Below are 22,749 nucleotides of genomic sequence, written 5' to 3' on the forward strand. Positions count from 1 at the left end.
AGGCACCACTATGGCATCGAATCTCGCAGCCCGCGCCGCCGAACAGGTCGAGCAGCAGACTGCACCGAACCGTCCGCCGACGATCAAGGAACAGATCGGCCGGATGGAATCGCAGTTCGCGCTGGCTATGCCTCGCGGCTCGGAGGCGGCGCAGCTGGTGCGTGACGCGATCACCGCGATCAACACCAACCCTCAGCTTGCCGAGTGCACGCCGGCTTCGGTGCTCGGGGCTTTGATGACGTGCGCGCAATTAGGGCTACGCCCAGGCGTTCTGGGTCACGCCTGGGTCCTGCCGTTCCGGTCCAAGGGCGTGATGCAGGCGCAGCTGGTGATCGGCTATCAGGGCCTCGTTGAGTTGGCCCACCGCACCGGTCAGGTCGCATCCTTGATCGCCCGGGAGGTCCACGAGCGCGACCACTTCGACGTGGACTACGGCCTCGCAGACTCGTTGATCCACAAGCCTTTGCTCAACGGCGACCGCGGTCCCGTCACCGGGTACTACGCCATCGTCAAGTTTAAGGGTGGCGGCCACTCGTTCATCTACGCCAGCAAGGCCGACGTCGAGGCGCACCGCGACAAGTTCTCCAAGATGAAGAGCTTCGGTCCGTGGGTCGACAACTTCGACAGCATGGCCTTGAAGACGGTCGTGCGGATGCTGGCCAAGTGGATGCCCAAGTCCACCGAGTTCGCCAACGCAATCAGCGCCGACGAGGGCGTGCGGGTCGACTACTCCCCCACCGCCGACGTCGCGCAGGCAACCGAGTATGTGCAGCCGCAGCTGGAAGAGGCACCGGTCGAGGGCGTCGTCGTCTCCGAGGGTGGCGAGTCCTGATGGCCGATAACGTCGAACCCCCCAAGATCACCCACCTGGGGATGCAGCGTGGCGTGTGGCCCGTGCAGGTGTTCACCAGTTCCCTCTATGCCGCCAACTGGGCGGCCGATGCCAATGCAGGAGTGCAGACCCGCTACATCTGGCCAGTCCTCAGTGTCGAATTGGGCAAGCGCCAGAAGGCCGAGCATGTACCGGCCCGCACCGTGTTGGTCGACTACGACGATTACGCAAACCTGATCGCCGAGCCCGACACGGACGCCGACCAGTGAACACCCGTCAGTACCAACACCTCTGCCGCCGAGCCGAACGCGAGGGCTACGACGGCGACATTGCCGACCTGATCTACGAGGACCACGAGCGCGCACAGGATCAGCGGCGCGCGGAACGTGAGCGCGGCAAGGCATACGACTACGAACAGGAGAAGGTGTCATGAGCACACCCATCAAGTTCGAGGACATCCGAGTCGGGGACCGGGTGCGCGGGATCGACCATCACGACAACGGGACCACGGTCACGGTTGAGTGTGTGGTCACAGACCTGGACGACAACTGGTTCACGGACGGCGGGAACTTCGAGTCTTTCCGGGCACCGAAGACAACTCCTGGGGTTCGTCGGACGTTCGAGCTGATCGAGCGCCCAAAGCCGGAGTTCAAGCCGGGCCAGATCTGGCGGCACCGTGTCAGCGGCAACAGGTACCTGATCCTAGAGATCGGCAACAGTGACCCGCTGGCCTGGGGCATCGACTCCCGCATCCTGATTGCCTACCACGACTTCGACAACCACCTGACCTACGTCGGCGAGGCTGAGATCACGGTGAAGCAGCCATGACTGACTACTACATCTCCCGCGACCAGGAGTGCATCGTCGTGGAGCTGGAGGACACCTGCAACCACCGCGATGCCGGCGTCTCCCTCACCACCACCGAGTGGGAAGCATTCGTCGCAGAAGGTGACGCGATCCGGGATGCGATCGAGTCCGGGGCTGACGATCCGGACGTGCTGGGCGATCTGATCCGGGACGGTGCGTGATGAGCATCGATCCTAGTGACGTCCACCAGCGCGTCGATGCCGAAGTGACCGCGATCGAGTACGCGGTTTGGCTGCCTGGCTTCGGTCAAGTAGTCCGGGGTGTCGATGAGTCCCGAGCGCGGGAAGTCGTTGATGCACACCGGGCCGAAGGTCGCTACTGCACCGTGACGTTCCGCAAGCGTCGGACGCAGTGGACCGCATGGTCGGACTCGTACAACCCGTCCGAGATCGCGTGGACCACCTGGACAGGTGATCCCGAATGACCTGCTGCATATGCCATTCCCCAGCCCACACCGTCTACGCCGAGGGTCCGGAGATCGCAGGGTTTTGCGCCATCTGCGATCGGATCGGCGCTGAAGATCAGGAGGAATTGTGAACACCCGACTCTTGCATGACATGATTTACATGCAGTGCCCCGCTTGCGATTTCCTGCACGGCGTCAGGATCATCGGTCAGGGCGCCTGGGACTGGGACTGCAACAGGGATGCGCCGACCATCTCCCCGTCGATCCTGGTTCAGGGTGGCGCTGAGAACATCCGCTGCCACTCATTCCTCAAGGCTGGGCGCTGGGAGTTCCTGTCCGACTGCACTCATGCGTTCGCCGGGCAAACCGTCGACATGGTGCCACTTCCCCCCGTGCGATGGTACGGCGCCGGGGATGACGAGGACGAGACATGAGCGACCTAATGAACTTCATCCCCACCGTGCCTGTAGGCAGCGGCGTCTCGGTCGATGTCATCTTGGAGATCCGGCGCGTCACATTCCTTGAAGCGGCGGCGCTACTGGATACCGAAGCGCCCGAGCACTTTGGGAGCTACTGGGGATGGCGTGCCGCTGCCGACCGTCTGCGCCTCGCTGCTGAGGAGGACTGATGAGCGCCCCCATGGAGTCCGCCCGCTCGGTCTACCTGGGTGGCCTGGCGCTGCTGCTGATCATCGTGGCGGCTGCGGTCATCTGCGGGGTGCTTCGATGAGCGAGTGCGAGTGCTTCCCGGTCGAGAACCCTTGGACCTACTACGGAATCGTGGAGCCGGGTGGGGCAATGGATCCGAACCCCGACTGTCCGGTTCACTTCCCCGCGAACGAGAAGGGGCCGACGCTGCGGGAGCGGTACCTACGAGCCACCCTGACTACCCGCTCGGCCGTCGTGAAGATGTACGGCAAATGGTGGTACGGATGCGATTTCAACCATCGGCCTGGCCTCGTCGATGAGCAGTTCCCCACCCACGCCGAAGCTCTTGCCGCTGCCAACCAGCACGCCTTGAAGCACGTGATGCAGGACTATCGCCCCTGCTGCTGGTGCTCACGATGCCAGGACGTGGAGATCCAACGGGAGCTTGCTGCCGGTCGATTCCCCGCCCGCTTCATGATCGTGTGTCCCGACTGCGGCAACAAGCGTTGCCCCCGAGCCACTTTCCACGAGCACACATGCACCGGATCCAACGATCCGGGCCAGGAAGGAAGTCGGTACTGATGACCATCAGCTTGGCCGCACTGGAGGCGGCAGACAAGGCAGCAACCGAGAGGCCGTGGCGCGCCGACGACGAGCACGGACTCATCCCCGGCGCGACCCCGGCTTGGTGCGTATCGCTGGACGATGGCTCCGAAGGGTACGTCCGGGACATTGCCTACACCACGGGCATTCACGAGCAGACCGACGCCGAGCTTATAGCCCTCTACCGCAACGCCACACCGCAACTGGCGCAGGCGCTTCGGGCGGTGCTGGCGCTGGCGGACAAGTGGGACCAGGAGTCCAAGCGGCAGGCAATCATGCGCGGTCTGGGCAACACCTGGCGGTCCGAAGATCTTGACGAGTGCTCACGTCTTGTCAGACAGGCCATCGCCGACGCAGGGGTGGAGCCGTGACCGAGCACGAACCCATCGATCTCCTTGGCGCTCTGGCACGCAGCATCGAAGCCACACGGGTGCAACGTCGCATCAACCGACTGCCCCGAGCGTGCGAGCTCTGCCGCCGGTACGAGCCCGACCACGAGGCGACGTGTCCAGTTCGGCTGGCGCAACAACTCGAACGCATCAACCCATCGCTCGCGGCTGACATTGCCGCCGACAGAACGGAACACGACCATGCCTAGGAATAACAGCAAGGAACGCAAGGACCGCCGACGTCAGGTAGTGGCGCTGAACCAGGCGCAACTGGTCGAGGTCTTCAAGTGCTGCGACGACAAGACGATCCTGACGTTCGCCGAGCATCAGAAGCGGGCGCACGGAACGGTTGGCGCCGAGGCCACATCATGACCCGCCTCGTCCCCGCCATCCTCATCCTCTGGGCCGTGTCGGTGCTGGTGCTGCTGCCCCGCCTGGTGTCTGACGTCCGGGCGGTGTGGGCATGAGCCGGCTAGTGAGCGGCGGCCCGTGGACGGCAAGGAGTCAGCTGGTCGATGTCCTGCGCCGGATCACAGACGATGCGCAATCCGATGCGCTGGTCGATGCTTTCGAGGCAGAGATTCACGCCGCCATCCTGCGGGCCGCCAGTCAAAGAGCCTTCGCAGCAGCCGCTGCCGCCGCTGATCGCCTGCGGGCTGGGGAAGGAGACCAGTGATCACGGTGACCGACATTTTCGCAGGCGCCGGCGGGTCGAGCTCCGGCGCAGTGCAGGTGCCGGGCGTCCATGTCGCCCTGGCAGCGAATCACTGGCAGCTGGCCGTGGACGTCCACAACTCCAACCACCCGACGACCGAGCACGCCTGCGTCGACCTGCACATGGAGGACCCCCGGAACTTCCCGAAGACCGACATCCTGTGGGCATCTCCGGAGTGCACCAAGTGGTCGATCGCCAACAGCAAGGCGACCGCGCTCAGTGTGGAGATGGGCGGCGACCCCAGCCTTTTCGATGACGTGCCGGACGAGCTGATCAGCACCGACGAGGACGAGATCAGTCGTTCCCGGCTGCTGATGTTTGACGTCCTCCGGTTCATCGAGTACCACCGCTACCGGGCCGTCGTTGTGGAGAACGTCGTGGACATTGCCACCCAACCGAAGTACGGCACCGCCTGGGAGTCGTGGAAGCGTGGCCTGCACAACCTGGGCTACCAGTTCCGGATCGTGTCCCTCAACTCCATGCACGCCGGGGCGATGGGCAGGCCAGCACCGCAGTCCCGGGACCGCCTGTACATCATCGCCGTCCCCGTCGGCGAGAAGTTCCCCGACGTCGACTCGATCCTCCGACCACGGGCCTACTGCGGGCGCTGCGACAAGATCGTGGAGACCAGCCAGTCCTGGAAGAACGGGAAGACGGTCGGCCGGTACCGGGCGCAGTACGTGTACGTGTGCACCGGCTGCTGGAAGGCTGTCGAACCGGCATGGCTGCCCGCGTCGACGGCGATCGACTGGTCCATCCAAGGCCAGCGGATCGGTGACCGCACGAAGCCGCTGTCTCCCAAGACCATGGCGCGCATCCGCGAAGGGCTCAGGAGGTACGGGCACGAGTTCCTGACAATCCACCGCGGCGACCGGACACCAGGTGTGGCCGACAACCGGGTCATGGCAACCACCGACGCGCTCCCCGCACTGACTGCGTCCGGGAACTTCCTCGGCCTGGCGGTGCCCGTCGAAGGCAGAGACGGCAAGGAGGCCCGGCCGATCAACAAGCCGCTTCGCACCATGACCACCCGCAATGAGACGGGCATCCTGACGATGCTGCGGGGCACCAACTCCCCGAAGCTCACGAACGAACCGCTGGACACCATGGCGGCTTCCGGGAATCACCACGGACTCCTGGTGCCCTACTACTCGTCGTCGGACACCGGCCGACCAACGAGCGATCCGATCGGCACGCTCACCACCCGCGACCGATACGCGCTACTAATGCGGAACAACTCGAGCAAGGGCGACGGGGCCGAGATGGTCACCCCGTCTCACGAGCCGATGCGAACCCTCACCACCCACGGCCATCAGTCCGTCCTGGAACCCGCCACGATCGATCCGGAGGACTGCTCGTTCCGGATGCTCGAACCACACGAGATCGCCGCCGGCATGAGCTTCCCAGCCGACTACCGGTGGGTCGGGTCGAAGCGGGACCGGGTCCGGATGGCCGGGAACGCTGTCACTCCCCCGGCTGCACGGGATCTCGTCGCGGTCGTAGCCGAATCGCTGGGGGGTGCGGCATGACCTGCATCTGCGGCCATGACGCCGCTGACCACCAGCTCGTGCCTGTGAGCGACAAGGCGTACGAGATCCACGAATGCGACCTGTGCCCGTGTCCTGGCTACTGCGCCGACGAGGCACTAGCGGCGGTAGAAGCGATGGGAGACAAGGAATGAGCCCGAAGCGAATCCAGATGTCCCGCCAGCATCCGTGGCGGGCTGACAACCCCGACGCGGTAATCGTCAGCCGGCCGTCGAAGTGGGGCAATCCGTTTCGGGTGATGCGGGCTGACTGTAGCGCCGGCGGTAGGTGCTGGGCCGTTGCTCTCGGGGCGATGGTCGTTTACCAACACCCAAGCAGTCTGTCGCTTGCCCGCGAGATGGCCGTTGAGTTCTTCAAGTCGTGGATGGCAGAAGACGACCACCATGACCTCGCGGACCCATCTCCACTGGCTGGTAAGGACTTGGCCTGCTGGTGCCCGCTCGATCAGCCGTGCCATGCAGATGTGCTGCTGGAACTGGCGAACGGCGGTGCCTCGTGACCACCATCCTCGCTTGCCTCGCCACCACCACAGCCCTCCTGCTGCTCCTGTGGCACACGGGCTGGATCTTCGAAGTCCTCGGGCGGATACCCGGGGCTGATGTCAGGGAGCGCAAGTGAACCCGTACCTGCCCCCAATCCGTGAGGATCCCCAGCCCGACGACGCCTTGTGTCGCAAGGTGGGCCACCCAGACGACTGGTTCCCGACCAGGATCCGGGACGCCGCCGAGCCGATCAAGGCTTGCTGGAGATGCCCGCTGATCAAGGGGTGCGCAGCTGCCGCTCTCGACACCATGCAGCGACACGGGGTGTGGGCCGGGGTGCTGCTCAATGACGCCGACATTCAGACGTCCCGTGACCAACTCAGGGAGATCTTGAAATGACATCACCACACGGCAGTTCCAGTGCCTACTTCATCGACCGTTGCAGGTGTGACGTGTGCAAGCTGGCACAGTTCCGGCGAGCCAAGACCTGGCGTCGGAAGCGCCACCTTGACCCGATGGTGGACGCGGCCCCAGCATACGAACGGCTCCGGGAATGGGAGGCGGAAGGCTTTGCGCTCCGACCGGTCGCCGCGTACTCGGGGCTTAAGCGGGTTGCCCACGACCAGAAGCACATCCACCGGTCGTTGTCCGAACGGATCCTTGCCGTCACCCGAGCCGAGCTGCTGGCCAACCTGCCCGACGGTGCCCGCGTCCCGAATATAGGCAGCCATAGGCGGGTCAAGGCTCTGGTCGCTCTCGGGCACACTCACGAGTCGCTTGGCGTCACCGCGAAGAATGCCAGCAGCAGTCGATCCAACCGCGTGACAGCCGCCGTGCACCGCCAGGTCGCGGCACTCTACGACCAACTGGCCATGACTCCCGGCACGTCTGAGCGGGGCAAGAAACTGGGCAAGCACCTACCGCCGCCCCTCGCCTGGGATGACGACGCGATCGATGACCCCGAAGCCACCGCCGCGCAATGGATCCGTACGGCTGGCACCGACCTCCGTGACGAGCTCACCGAGCGTCGCGAGGCCATCGCCAAGCTCACCAAGGCTGGACTGTCCGCCGCCGAGATCGCAGACCGTTTGCAACTCGCGCCGCGGACCATCGAACGCCACCGCAAGATCGCATCCTGAAAGGAACCAACATGGCACTCCCCTACATCACAATCCAAGGCAATATCGTCCGCGATCCGGAGCTGAGATTCACCGCATCCGGTAAGGCTGTCGCATCCATCACCGTCGCCGCGAACGAGCGCTACAAGGACAAGGCTGGCGAGTGGCAGGACGGCTCGTCACTGTTCCTCGACGCCTCCATCTGGGGTCCGGAAGGTGAAGAGGTAGCCAACCTACTGCACCGTGGCTCGAAGGTCACCGTCACCGGGAAGCTGCACACCCGCTCATGGGAGACGAAGGACGGCACCAAGGCGTCGAAGGTCGAGTTGAAGGACGCGACGGTCGCTGAGGTCATCCAGGCGCCCAAGGACTCGGCTGGTGGGCAGCGGCCGGCGGATCCATGGGAGCAGGTCCCGGCGGCTGTTCCCGGTGACGATTCCCCGCCTTTCTGACCGGAATTCGGTAACAGGATGGTAACAACGGAGAGGTTTTTGGACTGAAATGGCGCTCCCCTGGGTCCGTTTGGACACCCAAATTTCGTCCAATCCGAAGGTCCTCATGCTGCTCGCCGACAGTCACCAGCAGGCCGTGTGCGTCTACCTATTCAGCCTCGGCTACTCGGGCGCACATGGCACGGACGGCTTCATCCCCAAGCTCGCACTCCCGATGATCCACGGCAGCATGGCCGACGCGAAACGCCTTGTCGGCGTGGGCTTATGGTCCAGCGCTGGTGGAGGGTGGGACATCAACGGCTGGACAGAATTTCAGCCGACGAGCGACGAGAACGCCGAGCGGAAACGCAAGGCCAAGCTGGCCGCCCACAAGCGCTGGCACCCGGACGAGCCGTTCACCGAGTGATGCTCAGCATGCTCCGAGCATATGCGCCAAGCATTGCTCCGAGCATATGCACGTACGGACGTACGTACGGACGAACTTACTTAGAGAGTTCTCACCTTGAGAGGAAAATCTTCTGTTGAGTAACGCGCACGCGAACGAGGAACAGAGTTATCCACAATTTGGGGACAAGCCAGGCGCTACGCGCACTGGCAGGTCCAGGAAGTCCGCGAAGGCTGCGGGGTCACGGTTCGAGAGGTCCATCGCCGACTGGTTGGCAGCGAACGTAGACGACCGCATCGACCGGCGACCGCGAAACGGCGCAAAGGACAGGGGCGACATCGGTGGCGTGAGACTTTCGCCCGCCCTTGGTGGTGGCCGTGTGGTCCTGGAGTGCAAAGACGTCGCCAAGCTCTCGTTGGGCACTTGGTACTCGGAAGCATTGACGGAGATGGGCAACGACGACGCTGTGGTGGCCGCTGTGGTTCATAAGCGGGTCGGCAAGGGCAATCCCGCCGACCAGTGGGTCACGATGAGCCTGGGCGATCTGAGGGCGTTGCTGATCGGCGAGCGGGTGGAGTCGTGAGCCGCTACTCCCGACGTCTCAACGGCGGCTGGAACCCACGAGCCAAGGGCCACCAACGCAACTACCGACGATGCAACTGCCCCGAGTTCTGCCAGTGGGTCGACCGGATCGAACGAATCTACGTGATGCACGCCCAGTACCACGCCAAGACCAAACACCGCAGGAGGAACCGATGAGCACCTTCCTTACCGTTCTCGGGATCATCATCGTCGTCGCTCTAGGGTTGGGATCACTGGCGCTGCCGCTTGTCGCATGGTTCTCCTACAGCGACATCAAAGAGTCCGAGAAGATCGGATACCCGACCATCTCGGACAAGCAACGTTGGTTCTCGAAGCACCGAATCTCGCTGACCGTACAGGTCTTCATAGTGATCCCCTTGCTTGCGACTGGCGTGGTTGCGATCGGTCTGGGCGCCGAGGGAAACGCAGCGCACTGTGGCCAAGGAACCCGGTACGTGGAAGCGACTACCACTAGCTCGGGCGTGATCATGGTCGGCTCGACCGTTGTCCCGACCTCATCGTCGGATACCGACTGGTGGTGTGTTGCCGAATGACCACCCTCACGCCAGCCGAAGAAGCCTGGGTCGAGCAACTAGCCGGCGCCGATGCCCTGATCGAGTTCGGGCGCTGGTTGAACATCCGCAAACTCACCGACGGCATCTGCACCGAGGCTGCTGAGCGGCTTATTGAGCTACTGGAGGAAGAGAGATGAGCACCGTCTATCGATACGCCGATGGGTCGGAAGGGTTGACACCGCCACCTCAATCTGTTTGCTACGACCACGACTGGGTGACCATCGGTGCCCCGTTCCTGTTCCTCTCGGAACTCGGCTTCGTGGAGTGCGCAACATGTGGCCTGCGTGGCTTCCGGCGCAGCTACTTGGAGGCATCGTCATGAACCTGCCCCTGCGCATCTGCCTCATCGCCGCAGCAGGTATCGGCGCGCTGATCGGTCTGTCCAATGCGATCGCTCGGACGGCTTGGATGTACGAGGGTGGGCTACTGGGGCTGCCTGATGCGCCTGACATTGAGCCGCAGACCGACTGGACCGATAGCAGCGGGTATGACGCAACCTGGGCGCCGACGCATCTGTTCGGAGGTTCGAGATGAGCACCCCGGCGCAACCCGACTGGCACGACGGCCATCAGGTGATCAAGCACCTACGCACCCGGTGCGCGACTTGCGGCGAGCAGATCGACGTGCCAATTGTCCGCAGCACCAGCCGTATCGGAGGCGCGCTCGTTATCAGCATGGGATCCGACACGTACGACTACGAAGCGCATCAGCTGACACATGAGGTACATCCATGAGGGCCGCACTCATCGGCCTACTCGCCATCGTCTACACCCTGTACCGCAACCCGCTACTCGCCCACCGAGCAACCGTCACCTACCTGCAATGGAGAGGCCGCCGATGAGTGACCAGATACAGGAATTCACCAGGTGTGTCCGAGGATGCACGATGCGCTGCAAGTCCTTCGACTGCAAGGAAGCCGGCGCGCACGATCACGAGCCAATCCCCCGACAGTCCGAGGTTGGCCTACTATGCGCCATCTGTGCTCGCAGGATCTTGGAAGCGCTAGCCGACATCGAGCTGATGTATCCCGAACTGAGCATCTACGCCCAGCAACAAGGCCAGCAGCAAGAGGGCAAGCGGGGCAAGCTCTCCGGATCCCCCGCGCTGATCCGGCTGGACGTGCTCGCGATGCTGGACTTCAACGCCAACCCCGGCGATGGCGTCCGGTCCATCATGGGCACACTCGCCTCATGGGCCGACTGCGTGCGTGACGACCTGGGACTCGTTACGTCAGGCTCGCCCATCGACATCCTGCGCACCTGGCACGCGCGCATCTGCGCACTGCCCTGGATCGATGACTACTGGGACGAGGTGACCGAACTGGCGGGCATGCTACGACGCGCCACCAATCAACCCAAGCCCATCGGCAGATGCTTCGGTCGCGCCACCAACAAGGGCTGCGGACGGAGACTCTACGAACCCGTGCCACCAGAAACCGCCATCGTCTGCCCAGATGAGAACTGCGGCAGGCGATACGACGGCGCCGAGCTGGTCAAGCTCCAGATCCAAGGAGAGAGGGATCGGGTTGGTAGCCGTATCGCGTAGGGCATGGCGGCCCACCATCACCGAAGCGGCACGGTTCTACGACGTGCCCGTGCACAGGGTGGACAAGTGGCTACAGCGCGGCAAGGTGCACCGCAATGAGGATGGCACCGTGAACGTGAGGTGCCTTGGGTTATGGCTGATCCGCCACACGCTTGACGACTACGTTGCGGATCACGCTGAGGTGTGTCAGACTTTGACCTGACCCCGTATACCCATTTGCTCCCCGTCGTCCGACAGGGCTGGCGGGGTTTTTGCTTCCCCGGCCCGCCACGTCAGCACATCTCACACGAGGCGTGAGCTGTGGCCGGGGACTTAGCACCACGCATACGTCGGGCTACCGCGGGCCAATGAGTGGCTAGGCGGCTAGGTCGTGCGCTAGGAATACGCACCCAAGGACGAGCGTGGAACCCTGCACCGTGCGCACGGTGCGGACAACTTCATAGCGCGAGCCGATCGCCAGGACCATGCACGGACTGGCGATCGGCTCGGCACAACGGAGGACGTCGTGAGTCGCTGGCACGCATGCTCAGCCGACGACTGCGACCAGTTGGCCTACGACTACGACGAGTGCGACGACTGCCGAGAAGCACGCGGACAGGATCGGCGCACCAAGCGACACGAGACACGCGATGAGTTGGACGAGTAGCGACCGACGATCGAGACTGCCGAGCAACTGGCCGTCACTCGTCAAAGCCGTGAAGACTCGAGCCGGCGGACAATGCCAAGCCATCGACCACGGCATACGTTGCACCGTCAAGGGTTCCGACTGCGACCACATCATCCCCGGCGACGACCACAGCATGAGCAACCTGCAATGGCTCTGCCGCGACCACCACAAGATCAAGACCGCGAAGGAATCCCGCGCCGCTCGAGCGCGACTCCGACGCGAACGGTATCGACCATCGCCGAAGCATCCCGGCCTAAGCTGACCCCCTGGGGGGAGGCCCCGGGTCGGCCCGATAAGAGTACCGCGGGAGCTAGCAAGCCTGGTCCGACGAACGACCCTCGGGCATTTCAGACCCTTTTTTCGTGATCCATCCGGCTCGCCCAGGCGGTGAGTGTCGCCCCAGGAGGGCACCGTGAACGACTCCCCCGATCGCTTGAGCGCCACGGCATTGAGCCTCTGGTCTGCAACAACGGCCAAGTATGAGCTGCGTACAGATGAGTTGGCCGTGCTCGAGGCGGCTTGTCGTGAGATGACGCTGATCGAGCGGATGGACGCGATCCTGGCCGAGGCGGAGCCGGTGGTGAAGGGTTCCATGGGGCAGCCGGTTGTGAATCCGTTGATCGGCGAGATTCGTCAGCACCGTTCGACGATGAACACTCTGCTGCGTTCGTTGAAGCTGCCGGATGATGGCGGGTCGGTGAATCAGCAGCGGTCCGCCGGCCAGTCCTCTTGGGCTGCTCGGGCTCGTGGCGCGTAGTCGGTCGGCTGCATCTGAGGCTGATGAGTCGCCGGAGATCATCGCCTGGTACCGCGACCTTCTGGATAACGCTGCGCCGCCGACGGATCTCGCCTGGGAGCCGGTGAAGGTCGGTCCGACGTGGCAGTGGGACAACGGCTGGGTGCTGCCCGAACTGACTCTCGGCTGGGATGTCCTGGCCTGGTGTGGTCAGTATCTCCGGGCGAAGCGTGGTGGGCCGTGGACGTTCACGGCTGAGCAGGCGCGGTTCATCCTGTGGTTCTACGCGCTCGAGGAATCGGGCGAGTTCGCCTGCCACTCGGCAGTGTTGCAGCGATTGAAGGGCTGGGGCAAGGATCCGGTCGCTGCCTGTCTGGCGATGGCGTCGATGCTGGGTCCAGTGACGTTCGATCACTGGGACGGTGATCGTCCGGTCGGCCGCGATGAGCCGGCGGCGTGGATCCAGCTGGTGGCCGTGTCGCAGGAGCAGACGCAGAACACGATGAAGCTGTTCCCTGGTCTTGTGCCGGCTGAGACGCGGCTTCGGTTCGGTGTGCAGATCTCGAAGACCAACGTCTGGGCGTTGGGCGATGAGCGGCAGATTCAGGCTGTTACGTCGTCGCCGCTTGCGATCGAGGGTGGTCGGCCCACGCTGATCGTGCGGAACGAAACGCAGAACTGGAACACGTCGAACGACGGGTTCACGATGGCTGGTGCGATCGAGGGTAACGCTGCGAAGTCTGAGGATGGTGCGGCGCGGATCTTGGATATCTGCAACGCCTATCGTCCCGGTGAGGAATCGGTCGGGCGGCAGGTTCGCGAGGCGTGGGAGGCGACACAGGGCGACGCAGACGCTGAGGATGAGCAGGACCGGCCGCGAGCCGCGTCGGTGGGCGTCATGTATGACTCGCTCGAGGCTCCCCCGGAAGCGCCACTGACGGCTGAGGATGCGCCGGCTGTGGTTGAGTCGATCCGCGGTGATGCGGTGTGGCTTAACACGAAGCGGATCGTCAAGTCGATCCTGAACTTGTCGAACCCACCTTCGGAGTCTCGTCGCAAGTGGTACAACCAGATCACGGCGGCCGAGGATTCTTGGGCGACGCCGCAGCAGTGGCAGATCATGGCCGCGCCCCGGGTCGAGGTTTCCGAGGATGACGAGATCGGGCTGTTCTTCGACGGTTCCAAGTCGGACGATGCAACCGGCCTGATCGGGTGTCGGATGTCTGACGGGCATCGGATGACGCTGGGTATGTGGCAGCGTCCGCCTGGTGTCCGCGGCAAGGGCTGGTTGGTTCCGCGCGATCGGGTCGATGAGCGCGTGCAGGACATCATGAACCGGTACAAGGTGGTTGCGTTCTTCGGTGATCCGTCGCATACCCGCGATGACGAGACGCAGGAACGGTACTGGGATGGCCTGTTCGATGAGTGGCACCGCCGCTACAAGGACCAGTTGAAGATCTGGGCGACGCCGGGACGTGAGGGTCACGCAGTGATGTGGGACATGTCGAACGTGAAGCGGGTCCGGGAGTTCACGGATGCGGCCGGCAGGACGCTCGAGGACATCGAGGAATCGGAGCGTCGCGCTCAGCAGAATCCGCCCTTGCTGCCGGTGTTCACGCACGATGGCGATGCACGGTTGGCGTTGCATGTCCGGAATGCCAGGCGTGCTCCGAACAACTTCGGCGTCTCGATCATGAAGCGCCACAGGGAGTCTCCCGACAAGATCGACCTGGCGGTTTGCATGATTGGCGCGGGCATGGTCCGGCGCATGTACTTGAACAACCGCAAGTCGGAACGAGAACGTACCGGAGAAGCCTACTTCCGGCCGAGATGGTAAAGGGGGTAGGCAATGGGCTTGAGTCAGTCTGCGGCGCTTGACGCTGTGCGCAACATTATGCAGTCCGCTCGAGCCGCTGAACTCCCCCGGCTCGAGCGGATCCATGCTGCGATGCAGCCGATCGGGCCACTCCGGAAGTCTCAGGTTGAGGTTCCGATAGATGCGCCGAACGTGATGCGACGTCTCGCAGAGAAGGCCGACACGAACCTGTTGCCGCTGGTGGTGAAGACCTTCTCGCAGGTGTTGAAGATCGACGGCTACTACACCGCCTCGTCTCCGGATCGCTCCACTGCATGGAACTACTTCCAGCGCAACCGGATGAATGCCGGACAGACCGGGATCCATCGCTCGGCGCTGCAATACGGCGCGTCGTATGCGACGGTCCTGCCTGGCAGTCAGGGGCCAGTGTCGAAGGGCTACTCGCCGCGTCAGATGACTGCGGTCTATTCGGATCCGACGTGGGACGAGTGGCCGATGCTGGCACTCGACATCGACGGTCAGATGCTCCGCCTGTTCGACGAAGAGAAGGTCTACTACATCGGCGCGCAGAACCCTGTGCGCGGTACGTTCCAGGACGACTCCGTACTGGGCGCATCCGCGAATCAGTTCCACTACATCGAGTCCAGGAGTCACGACGCCGGGATCTGCCCGGTTGTTCGGTGGCGGGATCGGATGTTGCTGGACGGTGAAGAGCAGTTCGGCATCGTTGAGCCGCTGATGACTGTGCAAGCGCGGATCAACGAAACCGTGTTCGGGCAGCTTGTCGCCCAGTTCTTCGCTGCGTTCAAGCAGAAGTATGTGCTGGGTTGGATTCCGAAGTCTGAGGCCGAAGAGCTTCGGATGGGCGCCTCCGACATCTGGTACTTCGCGGACGGCAAGTCGGAGGGCATGGAGGTTGGGTCGCTTCCGGAGACGGACCTGACCCGATACATCTCCGCGAAAGAGTCGGCCATGTTGGACATGGCCGCTCAGGGTCAGTTGCCCGCGCAGAACTTGGGGATCCCGGCGCTGTCGAACATCTCAGCTGAGACCCTTGCCGCCCTTGAGGCTGGCAAGGAGCGCGAGGCGGACGAGATCGGGACCAGCTTGGGTGAGTCTTGGGAGCAGTGGTTCCGTCTCTGCTCGCACTTGGATGGCCAGGCCGAGGCTGCCGCGGATTACACGTCCGAGGTCCGCTGGAAGGACGCCACCGCCCGTTCGTTCGCCCAGACTGTCGATGGTCTCGGAAAGTTGGCGCAGATGCTTGGCCTGCCGTCGGAGATCCTGTGGGAGAAGGTTCCGACCCTCACGACTCAGGACATCGAGCGCGCGAAGGTCATTCGGACCCGCGAGCAGGCCCGACAAGGCTTGGCTGGACTCGGGTTTGCTGCCGGTGCCGCTCGGCAGGATCCGACCGTTCAGCAGGCGGTGAACCAGCGTGCCGACGCTGGCTGACGTTCAAGGGTTCCAGTCGTCACTCGATGACGTTTCGTCTGCATCGCTTGCGGAGTTCCTGGCGGTCTGGCGGGTGTTGGATCTCGGGAACGCGGCTGCGGCTACGGGCGCGATTCGCGAAGCTATTGCGGCCCTGATCGAGCAGTACGGCCCGATGTCCGCGGAGCTTGGCGCGCAATGGTTCGACGATCTGCGGGTTCAGGCTGGGCAGTCGGTCAGGTATGAGGCGCGGCTGTCGAAAGTCGTGATCACCGACGCCTTGCAATCTCGGATCGGTTGGTCGGCGTACCCGCTGTTCCTCGAGCAGCCGAACGCTCAGCAGGCCCTTTCACGGTTTACGGCAACACTTCAGCAGGAAGTGACGGAGCCGGCGAAGGAAACCGTCGAGGTCAACGTGGAGCGGGATCCGGCGCGGCCACGGTGGGCGCGTCACGCTTCGGCGAACGCGTGCGCATGGTGTGCGCTGCTGGCGACCCGCGGCCCGGTGTATAGGTCGGAGACGTCGGCTGGCGGCGGGAAGAAGTACCACCCGCACTGCCATTGTGTGCCGGTCGCCGTGTGGTCGAACCAAACGTTCGAGCCTGCACCGTGGGTCGCCGACTGGGACAAGGGCTATCGGGCCGCGCGGAAGAAGTTGGACACCAAGGATTCCGCAGCGGTCCCGTCCAAGGCGATCCTCGCTGAGATGCGTACCTCTCTCGGCCTGAAGTAGAAACTTCCCGTCCTGGTGGCGGAAGAGCAGTACCCCATCACTCAGCCCCAGGAGGGCACACCAATGCCGGAAGACGTGTCGCAGAACGCAGTGCCAGCAGCGCCGGAAGTTCAGCCGGAACCAGCCGCCCCGGAGGCGACTGCGACCGAGCCTGCTCCGACCGGTGATCTCTCGCAGCTCCCCGAGTGGGTGCGCGCCGAACTGACGAAGGTTCGAAACGAGGCCGCCAACTACCGGACCAAGCTGCGAGAGGCCGAACCGCTTGCCCAGAAGGCTCGCGAGTTGGAAGAGGCACAGAAGACCGAAGTTCAGAAGCTCGCGGAAGCCCGCACAGCTGCCGAGGCTCGCGCCGAAGCCGCCGTGTCGGAAGCTCTCCGTCTGCGCATCGCCGTCAGGCACGGCATCGCGGAAGCCGACTTCGATCTTCTCGGATCCGGCACGGAGGAACAGATCGAGGCCAGGGCGAAGCGGATCGCTGAGCTTGCAACCGCATCGGCTCCCAGCACCACCACGACCCCACCGCCGTCCGACAGGCCCGTCGAGCAGTTGCGCCCCGGCGCGACGCCGACGGATGTGCCCTTGGGGCAACAGGACAGCTATCCGGCGCACTGGCTACCAGGGCGCACCGAATGAAAGGAATGAACAGTGGCGAATGAAGCAATTCCCCTGTTCCGGCCGGGATCTGACGTAACCGTTCAGACCACCGCTGCCGTGACCGGCAAGACCTTCCTCGGCGTCTCTGGCGCTCGGGACACCACCACCGGACTTGTGAAGGTGGCCCCCGCAACCGCGGCCGGCGCCGTCTTCGGAGTCGCCGCGTACGACGCGGCCTCGGGCGCTCGCGTCCCGTCGATCTCCGGCCCCGGAACCATCCTCTTCGTGACCGCTGGCGGCACCATCGCTGCTGGCGCACAGGTCGAGGTCGGCTCCGGCGCCAAGGCGGTCACCCTGGCCAGCGGGATCGCTGTCGGTCAGGCCCTCGAAGCAGGCGCGGCGAACGCCGACGTCCTGATCAAGCTCTACTAAGGAGGGCTGAACAATGGCACAGAACCCCGTTTCTTACCCGCTCGGCGCTCCCGTCGTCAGTGGCACCGAGATCACTCTCGACACCATGCTGAACGAGCCGACCCGGATCACCCGCTACCTGTCGGATCTGACCCTGCGGAAGATGTTCTCGCAGCGGATCTTCTCCAACGGCGGCAGCGTTTCCGGCGGCGCGGTCATCTACGACCAGCTGACCGCGAACGATCTGTTCACCGACCGCGACGTGCAGAACGTCGAGCCGGGTGCAGAGTTCCCGATCGTCACCTCGAGCCGCGCAACGTCGAAGGTTGCCCAGGTCGAGAAGTTCGGTGGCAAGTTCTTCGTCACCGACGAGGCTCGGGACCGCAATGACCCGCTGGCCCTCCGGATTGGTGCGCAGAAGTTGGCGAACACCATCCAGCGCAAGACCGATGGTCGCGCCCTGGCTGTCCTGAACGCCGCGGTGACCGAGTTCTCGCAGACCGCCACCGGCACCAACTGGGCCACTGCCCTGTCGACCGCGGCCGGTTCGATGACCAAGGCCATCGAGCCCGCGGCGGACTTCGCGAAGGTGCAGCTGTCCGCTGACACCGACGAGCTGGGGGTTGAGTACAACCTGTGGATCGTCAACCCGGCGCAATACTCGAACCTGGTGCAGTTCTACGGCGCCAGCAACCTGAGTGCCGTGCTGTCGGCCAACGGGATCGAGATGATCCCGACCAACCGGCAGACCGCCGGTGAGGCCCTGGTCGTCGAGGCTGGGCAGGTTGGTGAGATGCGATTCGAGAAGTCGCTGAGCACCGAGACCTGGCGCGAGCAGGCCACGGAGCGGACCTGGGTTCAGTCCAGCGTGCGCCCTGTGTTCGTCGTGACGAACCCGTACTCCGTCATCAAGGTCACCGGCCTCGCAGGCTGATGGCTTCTCGGAACGAGCGCACCGTCCGGGCGAAGGTGGTCACCTACCTGAGCCCGGACGGGCACCGCACGGCAATTCGCGGTGACGTGATCACGCTGGCCGCCGGGGATCTTGCCCGATTCGACCAGGCGGAGGTCGCGGCCGGTTATCCGTCGCTCGAATCCGAGACTGATGCGAGGGAGGTGTCCGGTGGCGATAGCTCAACCGGAGGAAGTCGCCCGGCGGCTGGGTCGCGAGTTCAGCGCAAGCGAAACGGATCAGGCCGGCGCTCTTCTTGATGACATCGAGTTGGAGATATCCCTGCGCGTGCCGGACTTCGCTTCTCGGCTGACGAACGACGTCGCATTCGCGGAAGTGGTGGGTCTGCTCGAGGTCCGCGCGGTTCGGCGCGTGATGTTGAATCCGCTCGGTGTTCGGCAGCGCTCGGATTCGGTTGATGACCACACGGAGTCGGAGACGCTAGACCCGTCGATCGCCTCGAGTGGTCTGTATCTGACGGATGCGGAGTGGGCCATGCTGATCCCGGGGCAAACTGCCGGGACGGTGCAGGGCTCGGGCGGGTACGCATGAACCCGGACCGCCTTGCCGGGGTGCTGGCCAGGGGACGCGATCACGCGAACGCGCTCATGCAGGACTCCTGCACCATCACCATCCCGGGCGAGGGTGAAGGCACATACGACCCGGGCACGAACACGACGATCCCACCGGATCCGACCGTGATCTACGACGGCAGGTGTCGGATCCAACTGTCCCAGCCAGTGTCCGATCGCCCGCTCGTTGCGGTTGATCAGAAGACGGTCGTGTCGCACGTGATCTCGATTCCGGTGGGTTCGCCGACTGTGCCGAGAATGGCCCTGATCACGATCACGGCGAGCACTCACGATCCGGCGAATATTGGCCGCCAGTTCACGGTGCGTTCGCGGTTGTCGAAGACTCACGCTACGGCTGAGCGGTTGCAGGCAGACGAGTTGCAGTTGGAGGCGCCGTGATCACGGTTACTGGCCTCAATGAGCTGATCTCGGATCTGCGTGCGGCTCCGGCGAGGCTTGAGTCTCAGGCGAGGCGGAACGTATCGAAGACCGCCCTTGAGGTGAAGAAGGGCGCTCAGGCTCGGGTTCGTGCTGCTACTCCTGGCGCGTCTCACCTGCCGCACTATGCCCGCTCGATCGACTATGACCTGCTTGATGGCGGGTTGGCGGCCGAGGTTGGTCCGAATCCCGACAAGATTCAGGGCCAGTTCGGCGTGGGTGTCGAGTTCGGTTCGGCTCGTACGGCCCCGATCTCGCACATGTTGCCGTCGGCGGATGAGCAGTGGGCGAAGTATGTGGCTGGCATGGATCAAGCTGCGGCGGATTCGCTGTGACGACGGTCCAGGAGGCGTTCATTGCGGTTGTGAAGGCTGCTGTTCCGGCGGGTGTGAAGGTCTTTGACTCGATCGTCACCGGGAACACCACGGCCCAGTATGTGGCGGTGTACCCGGATAACGGGGATCGCACGCAGGGCGCGGCGCAGGGGTTCAACGACGGCAAGTTCCGTTTCCAGATCACGTCTGTTGCTTCCGGTTCCGTCCAGCTGGGCCAGGAGCTCCGGGGCCTGCGTAAGCGCGTGTCTGATGCGCTGATCGGTGTGCGGCTCGTGGCTGACGGCTGGTTGTGTGGCCCGGTTGAGTCGGACTTCTCGAACAAGCCGCTTGCTGACGAGTCCGCATTGCCGACTCCGACGGTGTATGGCACCGACGGCTTCGTGTTGCTCGCCGATCGCCTGACCTGACCCACCTCCTGTCTGCCCGCGCCGGTTCGGTGTCGGGCCAATTGTCATGCCCGAAAGGGGATCTGATGCCAGTCATCCGATACCGCAAGCCCAATGCGAAGTCCTGGGCGACTGTCGCTCAGATCAGGGCGAATCTTGCTGCCGCCGAGGCAGCAGCCAAGGCGAATGCCTCGGTGGCAGTTCCGCAGGTGCGCACCACTCCTCCGGCCACTGAGGCCACCACCGAAGCGGAGCAGAAGCCCGCCACCCCCAAGGAGAACACTCATGGCACGTCTCGTTGACTCCGAAGTCACCAAGCTGGTCTGGTTGGCCGGCGACGCAACTGTCATCGCCGACATCAAGGCCCCGACGGTCACTGAGCTGACCGCCGCCGTCGACATCACCTGCTACGTCCTGAAGAACTACGAAGTTCGCGCGGACGCTTCCGACACCACCGACGAATCGGCCGTGTGCGACTCGGCTGCCGGTGCGGTCCCGACCCGGAAGAAGTACACCGGCAACCTGCCGCTGTTCCGCGACTTCGCGTCGACTGGACTGCCGGACACCACGGACCTGCTGGCCGTGTTCCACGAGGACTACCCGCAGGGGTACTTCATTCGCCGGGTGGGCAAGCCGCAGGAGACCGCGTTTGCCGCGACGGATGTCCTGGACATCTACCACTTCTCGGGCGACGTTCCGCAGATCCAGGGTGGCACCGGTGAGGGCTTCCTGAAGATGACCGTGCCGCTGCTGCCGACCGGCAAATTCACCACGAAGGCCGTCGTCGCTGGCCCGTGATCTGACTCCGCCTGGCCCGGGGCGTGTTTGAGGCGTCCCGGGCCGGGTGGCTCCACGTAGTTCCGTTGTTCCGTCTTACCGAAGGAGATACCGTGGCTGATACCACGCACTACGTCCGCGCCAGGAAGGCCCTCGAAGGTCTGCCAGGCGGCAAGGACTCCGCTGCTCTCGATGCGTCCCTTGCGGTTTCGACTGCAACCCGCGAGGTCACTGCTGCGATCATCGCGCAGACCCGGGCGGTTGAGACCAAGCTGCACGACATCGCTTCCGCGCTTGAGCCCGATGCTGGGCTCGTGCGGTTCCAGTCGCCCAGCGGTAACGCTGACGTCTGGATCTCCCCCAGTCACGTCGTGGCCGTTGGGCAGGGCGTCAACACCTCGAACGAGGCCACCGTCTTCACGAGTCTGGCCGCCGCTCCGATGCTTGTGCAGGGTTCGCCCGCCGACGTCGCCGCCAAGCTGGGAGTGTCGGCATGAGCGAGAGACTGCTGATCGTCAGTCTGTTGACGGCGCTGAATATCGACCCGTTCCGAGTCGCCCAGAAGGGCTGGACCGTCACCGAAATCGGCGACGGAGAAGCCATCGTCTACTACGACGAGTTTGACCTGGACAAGTTCGGCAAGCGAGTCCTGGTGGAGAACAAGGACGGCTCTGTGAGTTTCGCCAGGACACGGAAGACCTTCACTGTCACGGCGAGCACGCCTCGACCCGACACTGGGCCGGACGTCTGGTCGCACATACCCAACATCATGGCCAAGAGCCTGGAGGGTCAGCAGGTGACCTTGAAGGTCGGCGACGAGCAGATCCGCGCCATCGTCAAGGACGAGATCGGCCGGGCCGCCATGGTCGCGAAGGGTGCGAAGCGATGACCACCCCGGAGGCGAAGGTCGACGCGAAGTCATTCGACCTGGACGCATTCCTGGGCAACTTCACCGCGCCGAACTGGAAAGTTCGCATCCCGACCCGGGGTGATCTGCTGGTGGAGATCGAACGTCTCCGTGTCGAGATCGCCGCCATTGAGGCCGCAGAGTCCGGCGACGAAGCCGTTGGTGATGGTCGCTCGAAGACGAAGCTGATCACCGAGCACAACAAGCTCGTCGACCAGTTCGAGGCCGAGAATGTGGAGTTCACGTTCCGCCCCACGAACATCGACGATCACATCACCGCCCGCGCCAACGCCCAAGCCGACGGACTGGATCTGTCCGCCGAGGGATCCGCAGAGAGGCTGCTGCCCTATCAGTGGGCCGTCGCATGCGTCGAGCCGGCCGGGATCACCGCGCAGGCATTCATCGCGCTCCGTGAACGTGTCGGTGACGCGGCCCTCGGGATCCTCCACGCCATGTGGCTCAAGGCCAACAACGGCGGTGGTCTGATCGAGGCCCCTTTCTCGCCGAAGTCCTTGCCTACCCCCACAACCGCGGCGCGGTCCAGAAGGTAAGGGCTGCCCTGCGCGCCGGTCGTTCCCCGCTCGTCTACTGGACGGGCCGGAACGAATGGAACGCTCGGGCCGACATGATCAACCTGGCGCTGATCATGTACGACGACTCGCTGTGCGGGTCGTGTGGGCAATCTGCGATTCACGCATTCAATCCCCGCAACTCCGGCGAGTTCGAGATCGCTGACGACACGGTGTGTCTCGGCTGCGAAGTGATGGAGCAGCACGGCGACGTGAAGAACCCTGCTGGCACGAAGGTCTACGTGCAAAACCACCTGAGTGACGACTGATTTGGGGAG

At 64.0% G+C, this 22,749-nt stretch carries 43 protein-coding genes; all 43 read left to right on the forward strand.

Annotated features, from left to right (window positions below; translation table 11 throughout):
• Nucleotides 1-10 precede the first annotated feature (10 nt).
• Nucleotides 11-832, forward strand: coding sequence for a recombination protein RecT (gene recT, locus K340_RS26500; RefSeq protein WP_051264703.1), 822 nt, complete (start codon nt 11-13; stop codon nt 830-832).
• A complete protein-coding gene (locus tag K340_RS0100715; RefSeq protein ID WP_029135299.1) occupies nt 832-1,101 on the forward strand; it encodes a hypothetical protein in 270 nt (89 codons plus the stop codon). Before recT ends, K340_RS0100715 begins: the two co-directional genes overlap by 1 nt.
• Nucleotides 1,098-1,265, forward strand: coding sequence for a hypothetical protein (locus K340_RS35560; RefSeq protein WP_154673983.1), 168 nt, complete (start codon nt 1,098-1,100; stop codon nt 1,263-1,265). The genes K340_RS0100715 and K340_RS35560 overlap by 4 nt, the downstream gene beginning before the upstream one ends.
• The gene (locus K340_RS0100725; RefSeq protein WP_029135300.1) at nt 1,262-1,660 is read left to right on the forward strand and encodes a hypothetical protein; all 399 of its coding nucleotides are present in this window, start codon (nt 1,262-1,264) and stop codon (nt 1,658-1,660) included. The genes K340_RS35560 and K340_RS0100725 overlap by 4 nt, the downstream gene beginning before the upstream one ends.
• Complete coding sequence (locus K340_RS0100730; protein WP_029135301.1) at nt 1,657-1,860, forward strand: hypothetical protein; 204 nt, start codon at nt 1,657-1,659, stop codon at nt 1,858-1,860. The genes K340_RS0100725 and K340_RS0100730 overlap by 4 nt, the downstream gene beginning before the upstream one ends.
• Nucleotides 1,857-2,123 carry a hypothetical protein gene (locus K340_RS0100735; RefSeq protein ID WP_154673984.1) on the forward strand — a complete coding sequence of 89 codons (267 nt, stop codon included), beginning with the start codon at nt 1,857-1,859 and terminating at the stop codon, nt 2,121-2,123. Before K340_RS0100730 ends, K340_RS0100735 begins: the two co-directional genes overlap by 4 nt.
• Nucleotides 2,124-2,232: 109 nt before the next feature.
• A complete protein-coding gene (locus tag K340_RS0100740; RefSeq protein ID WP_051264705.1) occupies nt 2,233-2,538 on the forward strand; it encodes a DUF6527 family protein in 306 nt (101 codons plus the stop codon).
• Nucleotides 2,535-2,732 (forward strand): hypothetical protein, encoded by a 198-nt coding sequence (locus tag K340_RS0100745; RefSeq protein WP_029135304.1) that lies wholly within the window; start codon nt 2,535-2,537, stop codon nt 2,730-2,732. Before K340_RS0100740 ends, K340_RS0100745 begins: the two co-directional genes overlap by 4 nt.
• Nucleotides 2,733-2,829: 97 nt before the next feature.
• A complete protein-coding gene (locus K340_RS36360) occupies nt 2,830-3,333 on the forward strand; it encodes a hypothetical protein (RefSeq protein ID WP_051264707.1) in 504 nt (167 codons plus the stop codon).
• Nucleotides 3,333-3,725: a hypothetical protein gene (locus K340_RS0100760; protein ID WP_029135306.1), complete on the forward strand. Its 393-nt coding sequence runs from the start codon at nt 3,333-3,335 to the stop codon at nt 3,723-3,725. Before K340_RS36360 ends, K340_RS0100760 begins: the two co-directional genes overlap by 1 nt.
• Complete coding sequence (locus K340_RS0100765; protein WP_029135307.1) at nt 3,722-3,952, forward strand: hypothetical protein; 231 nt, start codon at nt 3,722-3,724, stop codon at nt 3,950-3,952. The genes K340_RS0100760 and K340_RS0100765 overlap by 4 nt, the downstream gene beginning before the upstream one ends.
• The gene (locus K340_RS35565) at nt 3,945-4,115 is read left to right on the forward strand and encodes a hypothetical protein (RefSeq protein ID WP_154673985.1); all 171 of its coding nucleotides are present in this window, start codon (nt 3,945-3,947) and stop codon (nt 4,113-4,115) included. Before K340_RS0100765 ends, K340_RS35565 begins: the two co-directional genes overlap by 8 nt.
• Nucleotides 4,116-4,206: 91 nt before the next feature.
• Nucleotides 4,207-4,419: a hypothetical protein gene (locus K340_RS35570; protein WP_154673986.1), complete on the forward strand. Its 213-nt coding sequence runs from the start codon at nt 4,207-4,209 to the stop codon at nt 4,417-4,419.
• A gap of 5 nt (nt 4,420-4,424) precedes the next feature.
• Nucleotides 4,425-5,987 (forward strand): DNA cytosine methyltransferase, encoded by a 1,563-nt coding sequence (locus K340_RS0100780; protein ID WP_211229193.1) that lies wholly within the window; start codon nt 4,425-4,427, stop codon nt 5,985-5,987.
• 148 nt (nt 5,988-6,135) lie between these two features.
• Nucleotides 6,136-6,504 (forward strand): DUF4326 domain-containing protein, encoded by a 369-nt coding sequence (locus K340_RS34915; protein WP_211229194.1) that lies wholly within the window; start codon nt 6,136-6,138, stop codon nt 6,502-6,504.
• A 115-nt stretch (nt 6,505-6,619) separates the two neighbouring features.
• The gene (locus K340_RS26505; RefSeq protein ID WP_051264709.1) at nt 6,620-6,886 is read left to right on the forward strand and encodes a WhiB family transcriptional regulator; all 267 of its coding nucleotides are present in this window, start codon (nt 6,620-6,622) and stop codon (nt 6,884-6,886) included.
• Nucleotides 6,883-7,626 (forward strand): helix-turn-helix transcriptional regulator, encoded by a 744-nt coding sequence (locus tag K340_RS0100805; RefSeq protein WP_154673987.1) that lies wholly within the window; start codon nt 6,883-6,885, stop codon nt 7,624-7,626. The genes K340_RS26505 and K340_RS0100805 overlap by 4 nt, the downstream gene beginning before the upstream one ends.
• An 11-nt stretch (nt 7,627-7,637) precedes the next feature.
• Nucleotides 7,638-8,057: a single-stranded DNA-binding protein gene (locus K340_RS0100810; RefSeq protein WP_029135311.1), complete on the forward strand. Its 420-nt coding sequence runs from the start codon at nt 7,638-7,640 to the stop codon at nt 8,055-8,057.
• 49 nt (nt 8,058-8,106) lie between these two features.
• Nucleotides 8,107-8,463, forward strand: a complete 357-nt coding sequence (locus K340_RS0100815) for a hypothetical protein (RefSeq protein ID WP_029135312.1) — start codon at nt 8,107-8,109, stop codon at nt 8,461-8,463.
• Nucleotides 8,464-8,788: 325 nt separating this feature from the next.
• Entirely contained in the window at nt 8,789-9,025 is a 237-nt protein-coding gene (locus K340_RS26510; RefSeq protein WP_211229196.1) for a hypothetical protein, read from the forward strand.
• A gap of 172 nt (nt 9,026-9,197) precedes the next feature.
• Nucleotides 9,198-9,578: a hypothetical protein gene (locus K340_RS0100825; RefSeq protein ID WP_029135313.1), complete on the forward strand. Its 381-nt coding sequence runs from the start codon at nt 9,198-9,200 to the stop codon at nt 9,576-9,578.
• Nucleotides 9,575-9,736, forward strand: coding sequence for a hypothetical protein (locus tag K340_RS35575; protein ID WP_154673988.1), 162 nt, complete (start codon nt 9,575-9,577; stop codon nt 9,734-9,736). The genes K340_RS0100825 and K340_RS35575 overlap by 4 nt, the downstream gene beginning before the upstream one ends.
• Nucleotides 9,733-9,921 (forward strand): hypothetical protein, encoded by a 189-nt coding sequence (locus K340_RS35580; protein ID WP_154673989.1) that lies wholly within the window; start codon nt 9,733-9,735, stop codon nt 9,919-9,921. The genes K340_RS35575 and K340_RS35580 overlap by 4 nt, the downstream gene beginning before the upstream one ends.
• Complete coding sequence (locus tag K340_RS0100835; RefSeq protein WP_029135314.1) at nt 9,918-10,133, forward strand: hypothetical protein; 216 nt, start codon at nt 9,918-9,920, stop codon at nt 10,131-10,133. The genes K340_RS35580 and K340_RS0100835 overlap by 4 nt, the downstream gene beginning before the upstream one ends.
• On the forward strand, nt 10,130-10,333 hold the full coding sequence (locus K340_RS0100840; protein ID WP_029135315.1) for a hypothetical protein: 204 nt from the start codon (nt 10,130-10,132) through the stop codon (nt 10,331-10,333). The genes K340_RS0100835 and K340_RS0100840 overlap by 4 nt, the downstream gene beginning before the upstream one ends.
• Nucleotides 10,334-10,484: 151 nt before the next feature.
• Nucleotides 10,485-11,144: a hypothetical protein gene (locus K340_RS0100845; protein WP_154673990.1), complete on the forward strand. Its 660-nt coding sequence runs from the start codon at nt 10,485-10,487 to the stop codon at nt 11,142-11,144.
• 1,079 nt (nt 11,145-12,223) lie between these two features.
• The gene (locus tag K340_RS33665; RefSeq protein WP_154673991.1) at nt 12,224-12,568 is read left to right on the forward strand and encodes a hypothetical protein; all 345 of its coding nucleotides are present in this window, start codon (nt 12,224-12,226) and stop codon (nt 12,566-12,568) included.
• On the forward strand, nt 12,558-14,384 hold the full coding sequence (locus tag K340_RS0100870) for a hypothetical protein (RefSeq protein ID WP_211229197.1): 1,827 nt from the start codon (nt 12,558-12,560) through the stop codon (nt 14,382-14,384). The genes K340_RS33665 and K340_RS0100870 overlap by 11 nt, the downstream gene beginning before the upstream one ends.
• A 12-nt stretch (nt 14,385-14,396) precedes the next feature.
• A complete protein-coding gene (locus tag K340_RS26520) occupies nt 14,397-15,818 on the forward strand; it encodes a phage portal protein (RefSeq protein ID WP_084613904.1) in 1,422 nt (473 codons plus the stop codon).
• Nucleotides 15,802-16,530: a VG15 protein gene (locus K340_RS33670; protein WP_051264715.1), complete on the forward strand. Its 729-nt coding sequence runs from the start codon at nt 15,802-15,804 to the stop codon at nt 16,528-16,530. Before K340_RS26520 ends, K340_RS33670 begins: the two co-directional genes overlap by 17 nt.
• A 63-nt stretch (nt 16,531-16,593) precedes the next feature.
• Nucleotides 16,594-17,163 (forward strand): hypothetical protein, encoded by a 570-nt coding sequence (locus tag K340_RS33675; protein ID WP_154673992.1) that lies wholly within the window; start codon nt 16,594-16,596, stop codon nt 17,161-17,163.
• Between the two features lie 12 nt (nt 17,164-17,175).
• Nucleotides 17,176-17,556 (forward strand): capsid cement protein, encoded by a 381-nt coding sequence (locus K340_RS0100890; RefSeq protein ID WP_029135319.1) that lies wholly within the window; start codon nt 17,176-17,178, stop codon nt 17,554-17,556.
• Nucleotides 17,557-17,569: 13 nt separating this feature from the next.
• Nucleotides 17,570-18,469, forward strand: a complete 900-nt coding sequence (locus tag K340_RS0100895) for a major capsid protein (RefSeq protein WP_029135320.1) — start codon at nt 17,570-17,572, stop codon at nt 18,467-18,469.
• 189 nt (nt 18,470-18,658) lie between these two features.
• A complete protein-coding gene (locus tag K340_RS0100900; RefSeq protein ID WP_029135321.1) occupies nt 18,659-19,039 on the forward strand; it encodes a Gp19/Gp15/Gp42 family protein in 381 nt (126 codons plus the stop codon).
• Entirely contained in the window at nt 19,036-19,458 is a 423-nt protein-coding gene (locus tag K340_RS0100905) for a DUF6093 family protein (RefSeq protein ID WP_029135322.1), read from the forward strand. The genes K340_RS0100900 and K340_RS0100905 overlap by 4 nt, the downstream gene beginning before the upstream one ends.
• Nucleotides 19,455-19,832, forward strand: coding sequence for an HK97-gp10 family putative phage morphogenesis protein (locus K340_RS35585; RefSeq protein ID WP_154673994.1), 378 nt, complete (start codon nt 19,455-19,457; stop codon nt 19,830-19,832). The genes K340_RS0100905 and K340_RS35585 overlap by 4 nt, the downstream gene beginning before the upstream one ends.
• Entirely contained in the window at nt 19,829-20,239 is a 411-nt protein-coding gene (locus K340_RS0100915) for a hypothetical protein (RefSeq protein WP_029135323.1), read from the forward strand. Before K340_RS35585 ends, K340_RS0100915 begins: the two co-directional genes overlap by 4 nt.
• A 65-nt stretch (nt 20,240-20,304) precedes the next feature.
• Nucleotides 20,305-20,520: a hypothetical protein gene (locus K340_RS35590; RefSeq protein WP_154673995.1), complete on the forward strand. Its 216-nt coding sequence runs from the start codon at nt 20,305-20,307 to the stop codon at nt 20,518-20,520.
• Nucleotides 20,504-21,016, forward strand: coding sequence for a phage tail tube protein (locus K340_RS0100920; protein WP_029135324.1), 513 nt, complete (start codon nt 20,504-20,506; stop codon nt 21,014-21,016). The genes K340_RS35590 and K340_RS0100920 overlap by 17 nt, the downstream gene beginning before the upstream one ends.
• Before the next feature lie 92 nt (nt 21,017-21,108).
• Complete coding sequence (locus K340_RS0100925; RefSeq protein ID WP_029135325.1) at nt 21,109-21,492, forward strand: hypothetical protein; 384 nt, start codon at nt 21,109-21,111, stop codon at nt 21,490-21,492.
• The gene (locus tag K340_RS0100930) at nt 21,489-21,884 is read left to right on the forward strand and encodes a hypothetical protein (protein ID WP_029135326.1); all 396 of its coding nucleotides are present in this window, start codon (nt 21,489-21,491) and stop codon (nt 21,882-21,884) included. The genes K340_RS0100925 and K340_RS0100930 overlap by 4 nt, the downstream gene beginning before the upstream one ends.
• Nucleotides 21,881-22,453, forward strand: a complete 573-nt coding sequence (locus K340_RS0100935; protein ID WP_029135327.1) for a hypothetical protein — start codon at nt 21,881-21,883, stop codon at nt 22,451-22,453. Before K340_RS0100930 ends, K340_RS0100935 begins: the two co-directional genes overlap by 4 nt.
• A 74-nt stretch (nt 22,454-22,527) precedes the next feature.
• Entirely contained in the window at nt 22,528-22,740 is a 213-nt protein-coding gene (locus K340_RS0100940; RefSeq protein WP_029135328.1) for a hypothetical protein, read from the forward strand.
• Nucleotides 22,741-22,749: the final 9 nt, after the last annotated feature.

This window comes from Nakamurella lactea DSM 19367, assembly GCF_000426645.1.
Lineage (GTDB): Bacteria > Actinomycetota > Actinomycetes > Mycobacteriales > Nakamurellaceae > Nakamurella > Nakamurella lactea.

Excerpts from the sequence above, each read along its gene's own strand:
- K340_RS0100745 (WP_029135304.1), top strand. The coding sequence starts at position 2,535 with ATGAGCGACCTAATGAACTTCATCCCCACCGTGCCTGTAGGCAGCGGC.
- K340_RS0100845 (WP_154673990.1), top strand. The coding sequence starts at position 10,485 with ATGCGCTGCAAGTCCTTCGACTGCAAGGAAGCCGGCGCGCACGATCAC.
- K340_RS35580 (WP_154673989.1), top strand. The coding sequence starts at position 9,733 with ATGAGCACCGTCTATCGATACGCCGATGGGTCGGAAGGGTTGACACCG.
- K340_RS0100725 (WP_029135300.1), top strand. The coding sequence starts at position 1,262 with ATGAGCACACCCATCAAGTTCGAGGACATCCGAGTCGGGGACCGGGTG.
- recT (WP_051264703.1), top strand. The coding sequence starts at position 11 with ATGGCATCGAATCTCGCAGCCCGCGCCGCCGAACAGGTCGAGCAGCAG.
- K340_RS35590 (WP_154673995.1), top strand. The coding sequence starts at position 20,305 with ATGCCAGTCATCCGATACCGCAAGCCCAATGCGAAGTCCTGGGCGACT.
- K340_RS0100730 (WP_029135301.1), top strand. The coding sequence starts at position 1,657 with ATGACTGACTACTACATCTCCCGCGACCAGGAGTGCATCGTCGTGGAG.
- K340_RS0100895 (WP_029135320.1), top strand. The coding sequence starts at position 17,570 with ATGGCACAGAACCCCGTTTCTTACCCGCTCGGCGCTCCCGTCGTCAGT.
- K340_RS0100815 (WP_029135312.1), top strand. The coding sequence starts at position 8,107 with ATGGCGCTCCCCTGGGTCCGTTTGGACACCCAAATTTCGTCCAATCCG.
- K340_RS35570 (WP_154673986.1), top strand. The coding sequence starts at position 4,207 with ATGAGCCGGCTAGTGAGCGGCGGCCCGTGGACGGCAAGGAGTCAGCTG.
- K340_RS35565 (WP_154673985.1), top strand. The coding sequence starts at position 3,945 with ATGCCTAGGAATAACAGCAAGGAACGCAAGGACCGCCGACGTCAGGTA.
- K340_RS0100920 (WP_029135324.1), top strand. The coding sequence starts at position 20,504 with ATGGCACGTCTCGTTGACTCCGAAGTCACCAAGCTGGTCTGGTTGGCC.
- K340_RS0100825 (WP_029135313.1), top strand. The coding sequence starts at position 9,198 with ATGAGCACCTTCCTTACCGTTCTCGGGATCATCATCGTCGTCGCTCTA.
- K340_RS0100835 (WP_029135314.1), top strand. The coding sequence starts at position 9,918 with ATGAACCTGCCCCTGCGCATCTGCCTCATCGCCGCAGCAGGTATCGGC.
- K340_RS0100805 (WP_154673987.1), top strand. The coding sequence starts at position 6,883 with ATGACATCACCACACGGCAGTTCCAGTGCCTACTTCATCGACCGTTGC.
- K340_RS0100715 (WP_029135299.1), top strand. The coding sequence starts at position 832 with ATGGCCGATAACGTCGAACCCCCCAAGATCACCCACCTGGGGATGCAG.
- K340_RS36360 (WP_051264707.1), top strand. The coding sequence starts at position 2,830 with ATGAGCGAGTGCGAGTGCTTCCCGGTCGAGAACCCTTGGACCTACTAC.
- K340_RS0100930 (WP_029135326.1), top strand. The coding sequence starts at position 21,489 with ATGAGCGAGAGACTGCTGATCGTCAGTCTGTTGACGGCGCTGAATATC.
- K340_RS26520 (WP_084613904.1), top strand. The coding sequence starts at position 14,397 with ATGGGCTTGAGTCAGTCTGCGGCGCTTGACGCTGTGCGCAACATTATG.
- K340_RS33675 (WP_154673992.1), top strand. The coding sequence starts at position 16,594 with ATGCCGGAAGACGTGTCGCAGAACGCAGTGCCAGCAGCGCCGGAAGTT.
- K340_RS34915 (WP_211229194.1), top strand. The coding sequence starts at position 6,136 with ATGAGCCCGAAGCGAATCCAGATGTCCCGCCAGCATCCGTGGCGGGCT.
- K340_RS0100840 (WP_029135315.1), top strand. The coding sequence starts at position 10,130 with ATGAGCACCCCGGCGCAACCCGACTGGCACGACGGCCATCAGGTGATC.
- K340_RS0100935 (WP_029135327.1), top strand. The coding sequence starts at position 21,881 with ATGACCACCCCGGAGGCGAAGGTCGACGCGAAGTCATTCGACCTGGAC.
- K340_RS0100905 (WP_029135322.1), top strand. The coding sequence starts at position 19,036 with ATGAACCCGGACCGCCTTGCCGGGGTGCTGGCCAGGGGACGCGATCAC.
- K340_RS0100810 (WP_029135311.1), top strand. The coding sequence starts at position 7,638 with ATGGCACTCCCCTACATCACAATCCAAGGCAATATCGTCCGCGATCCG.
- K340_RS0100940 (WP_029135328.1), top strand. The coding sequence starts at position 22,528 with ATGATCAACCTGGCGCTGATCATGTACGACGACTCGCTGTGCGGGTCG.
- K340_RS35575 (WP_154673988.1), top strand. The coding sequence starts at position 9,575 with ATGACCACCCTCACGCCAGCCGAAGAAGCCTGGGTCGAGCAACTAGCC.
- K340_RS0100760 (WP_029135306.1), top strand. The coding sequence starts at position 3,333 with ATGACCATCAGCTTGGCCGCACTGGAGGCGGCAGACAAGGCAGCAACC.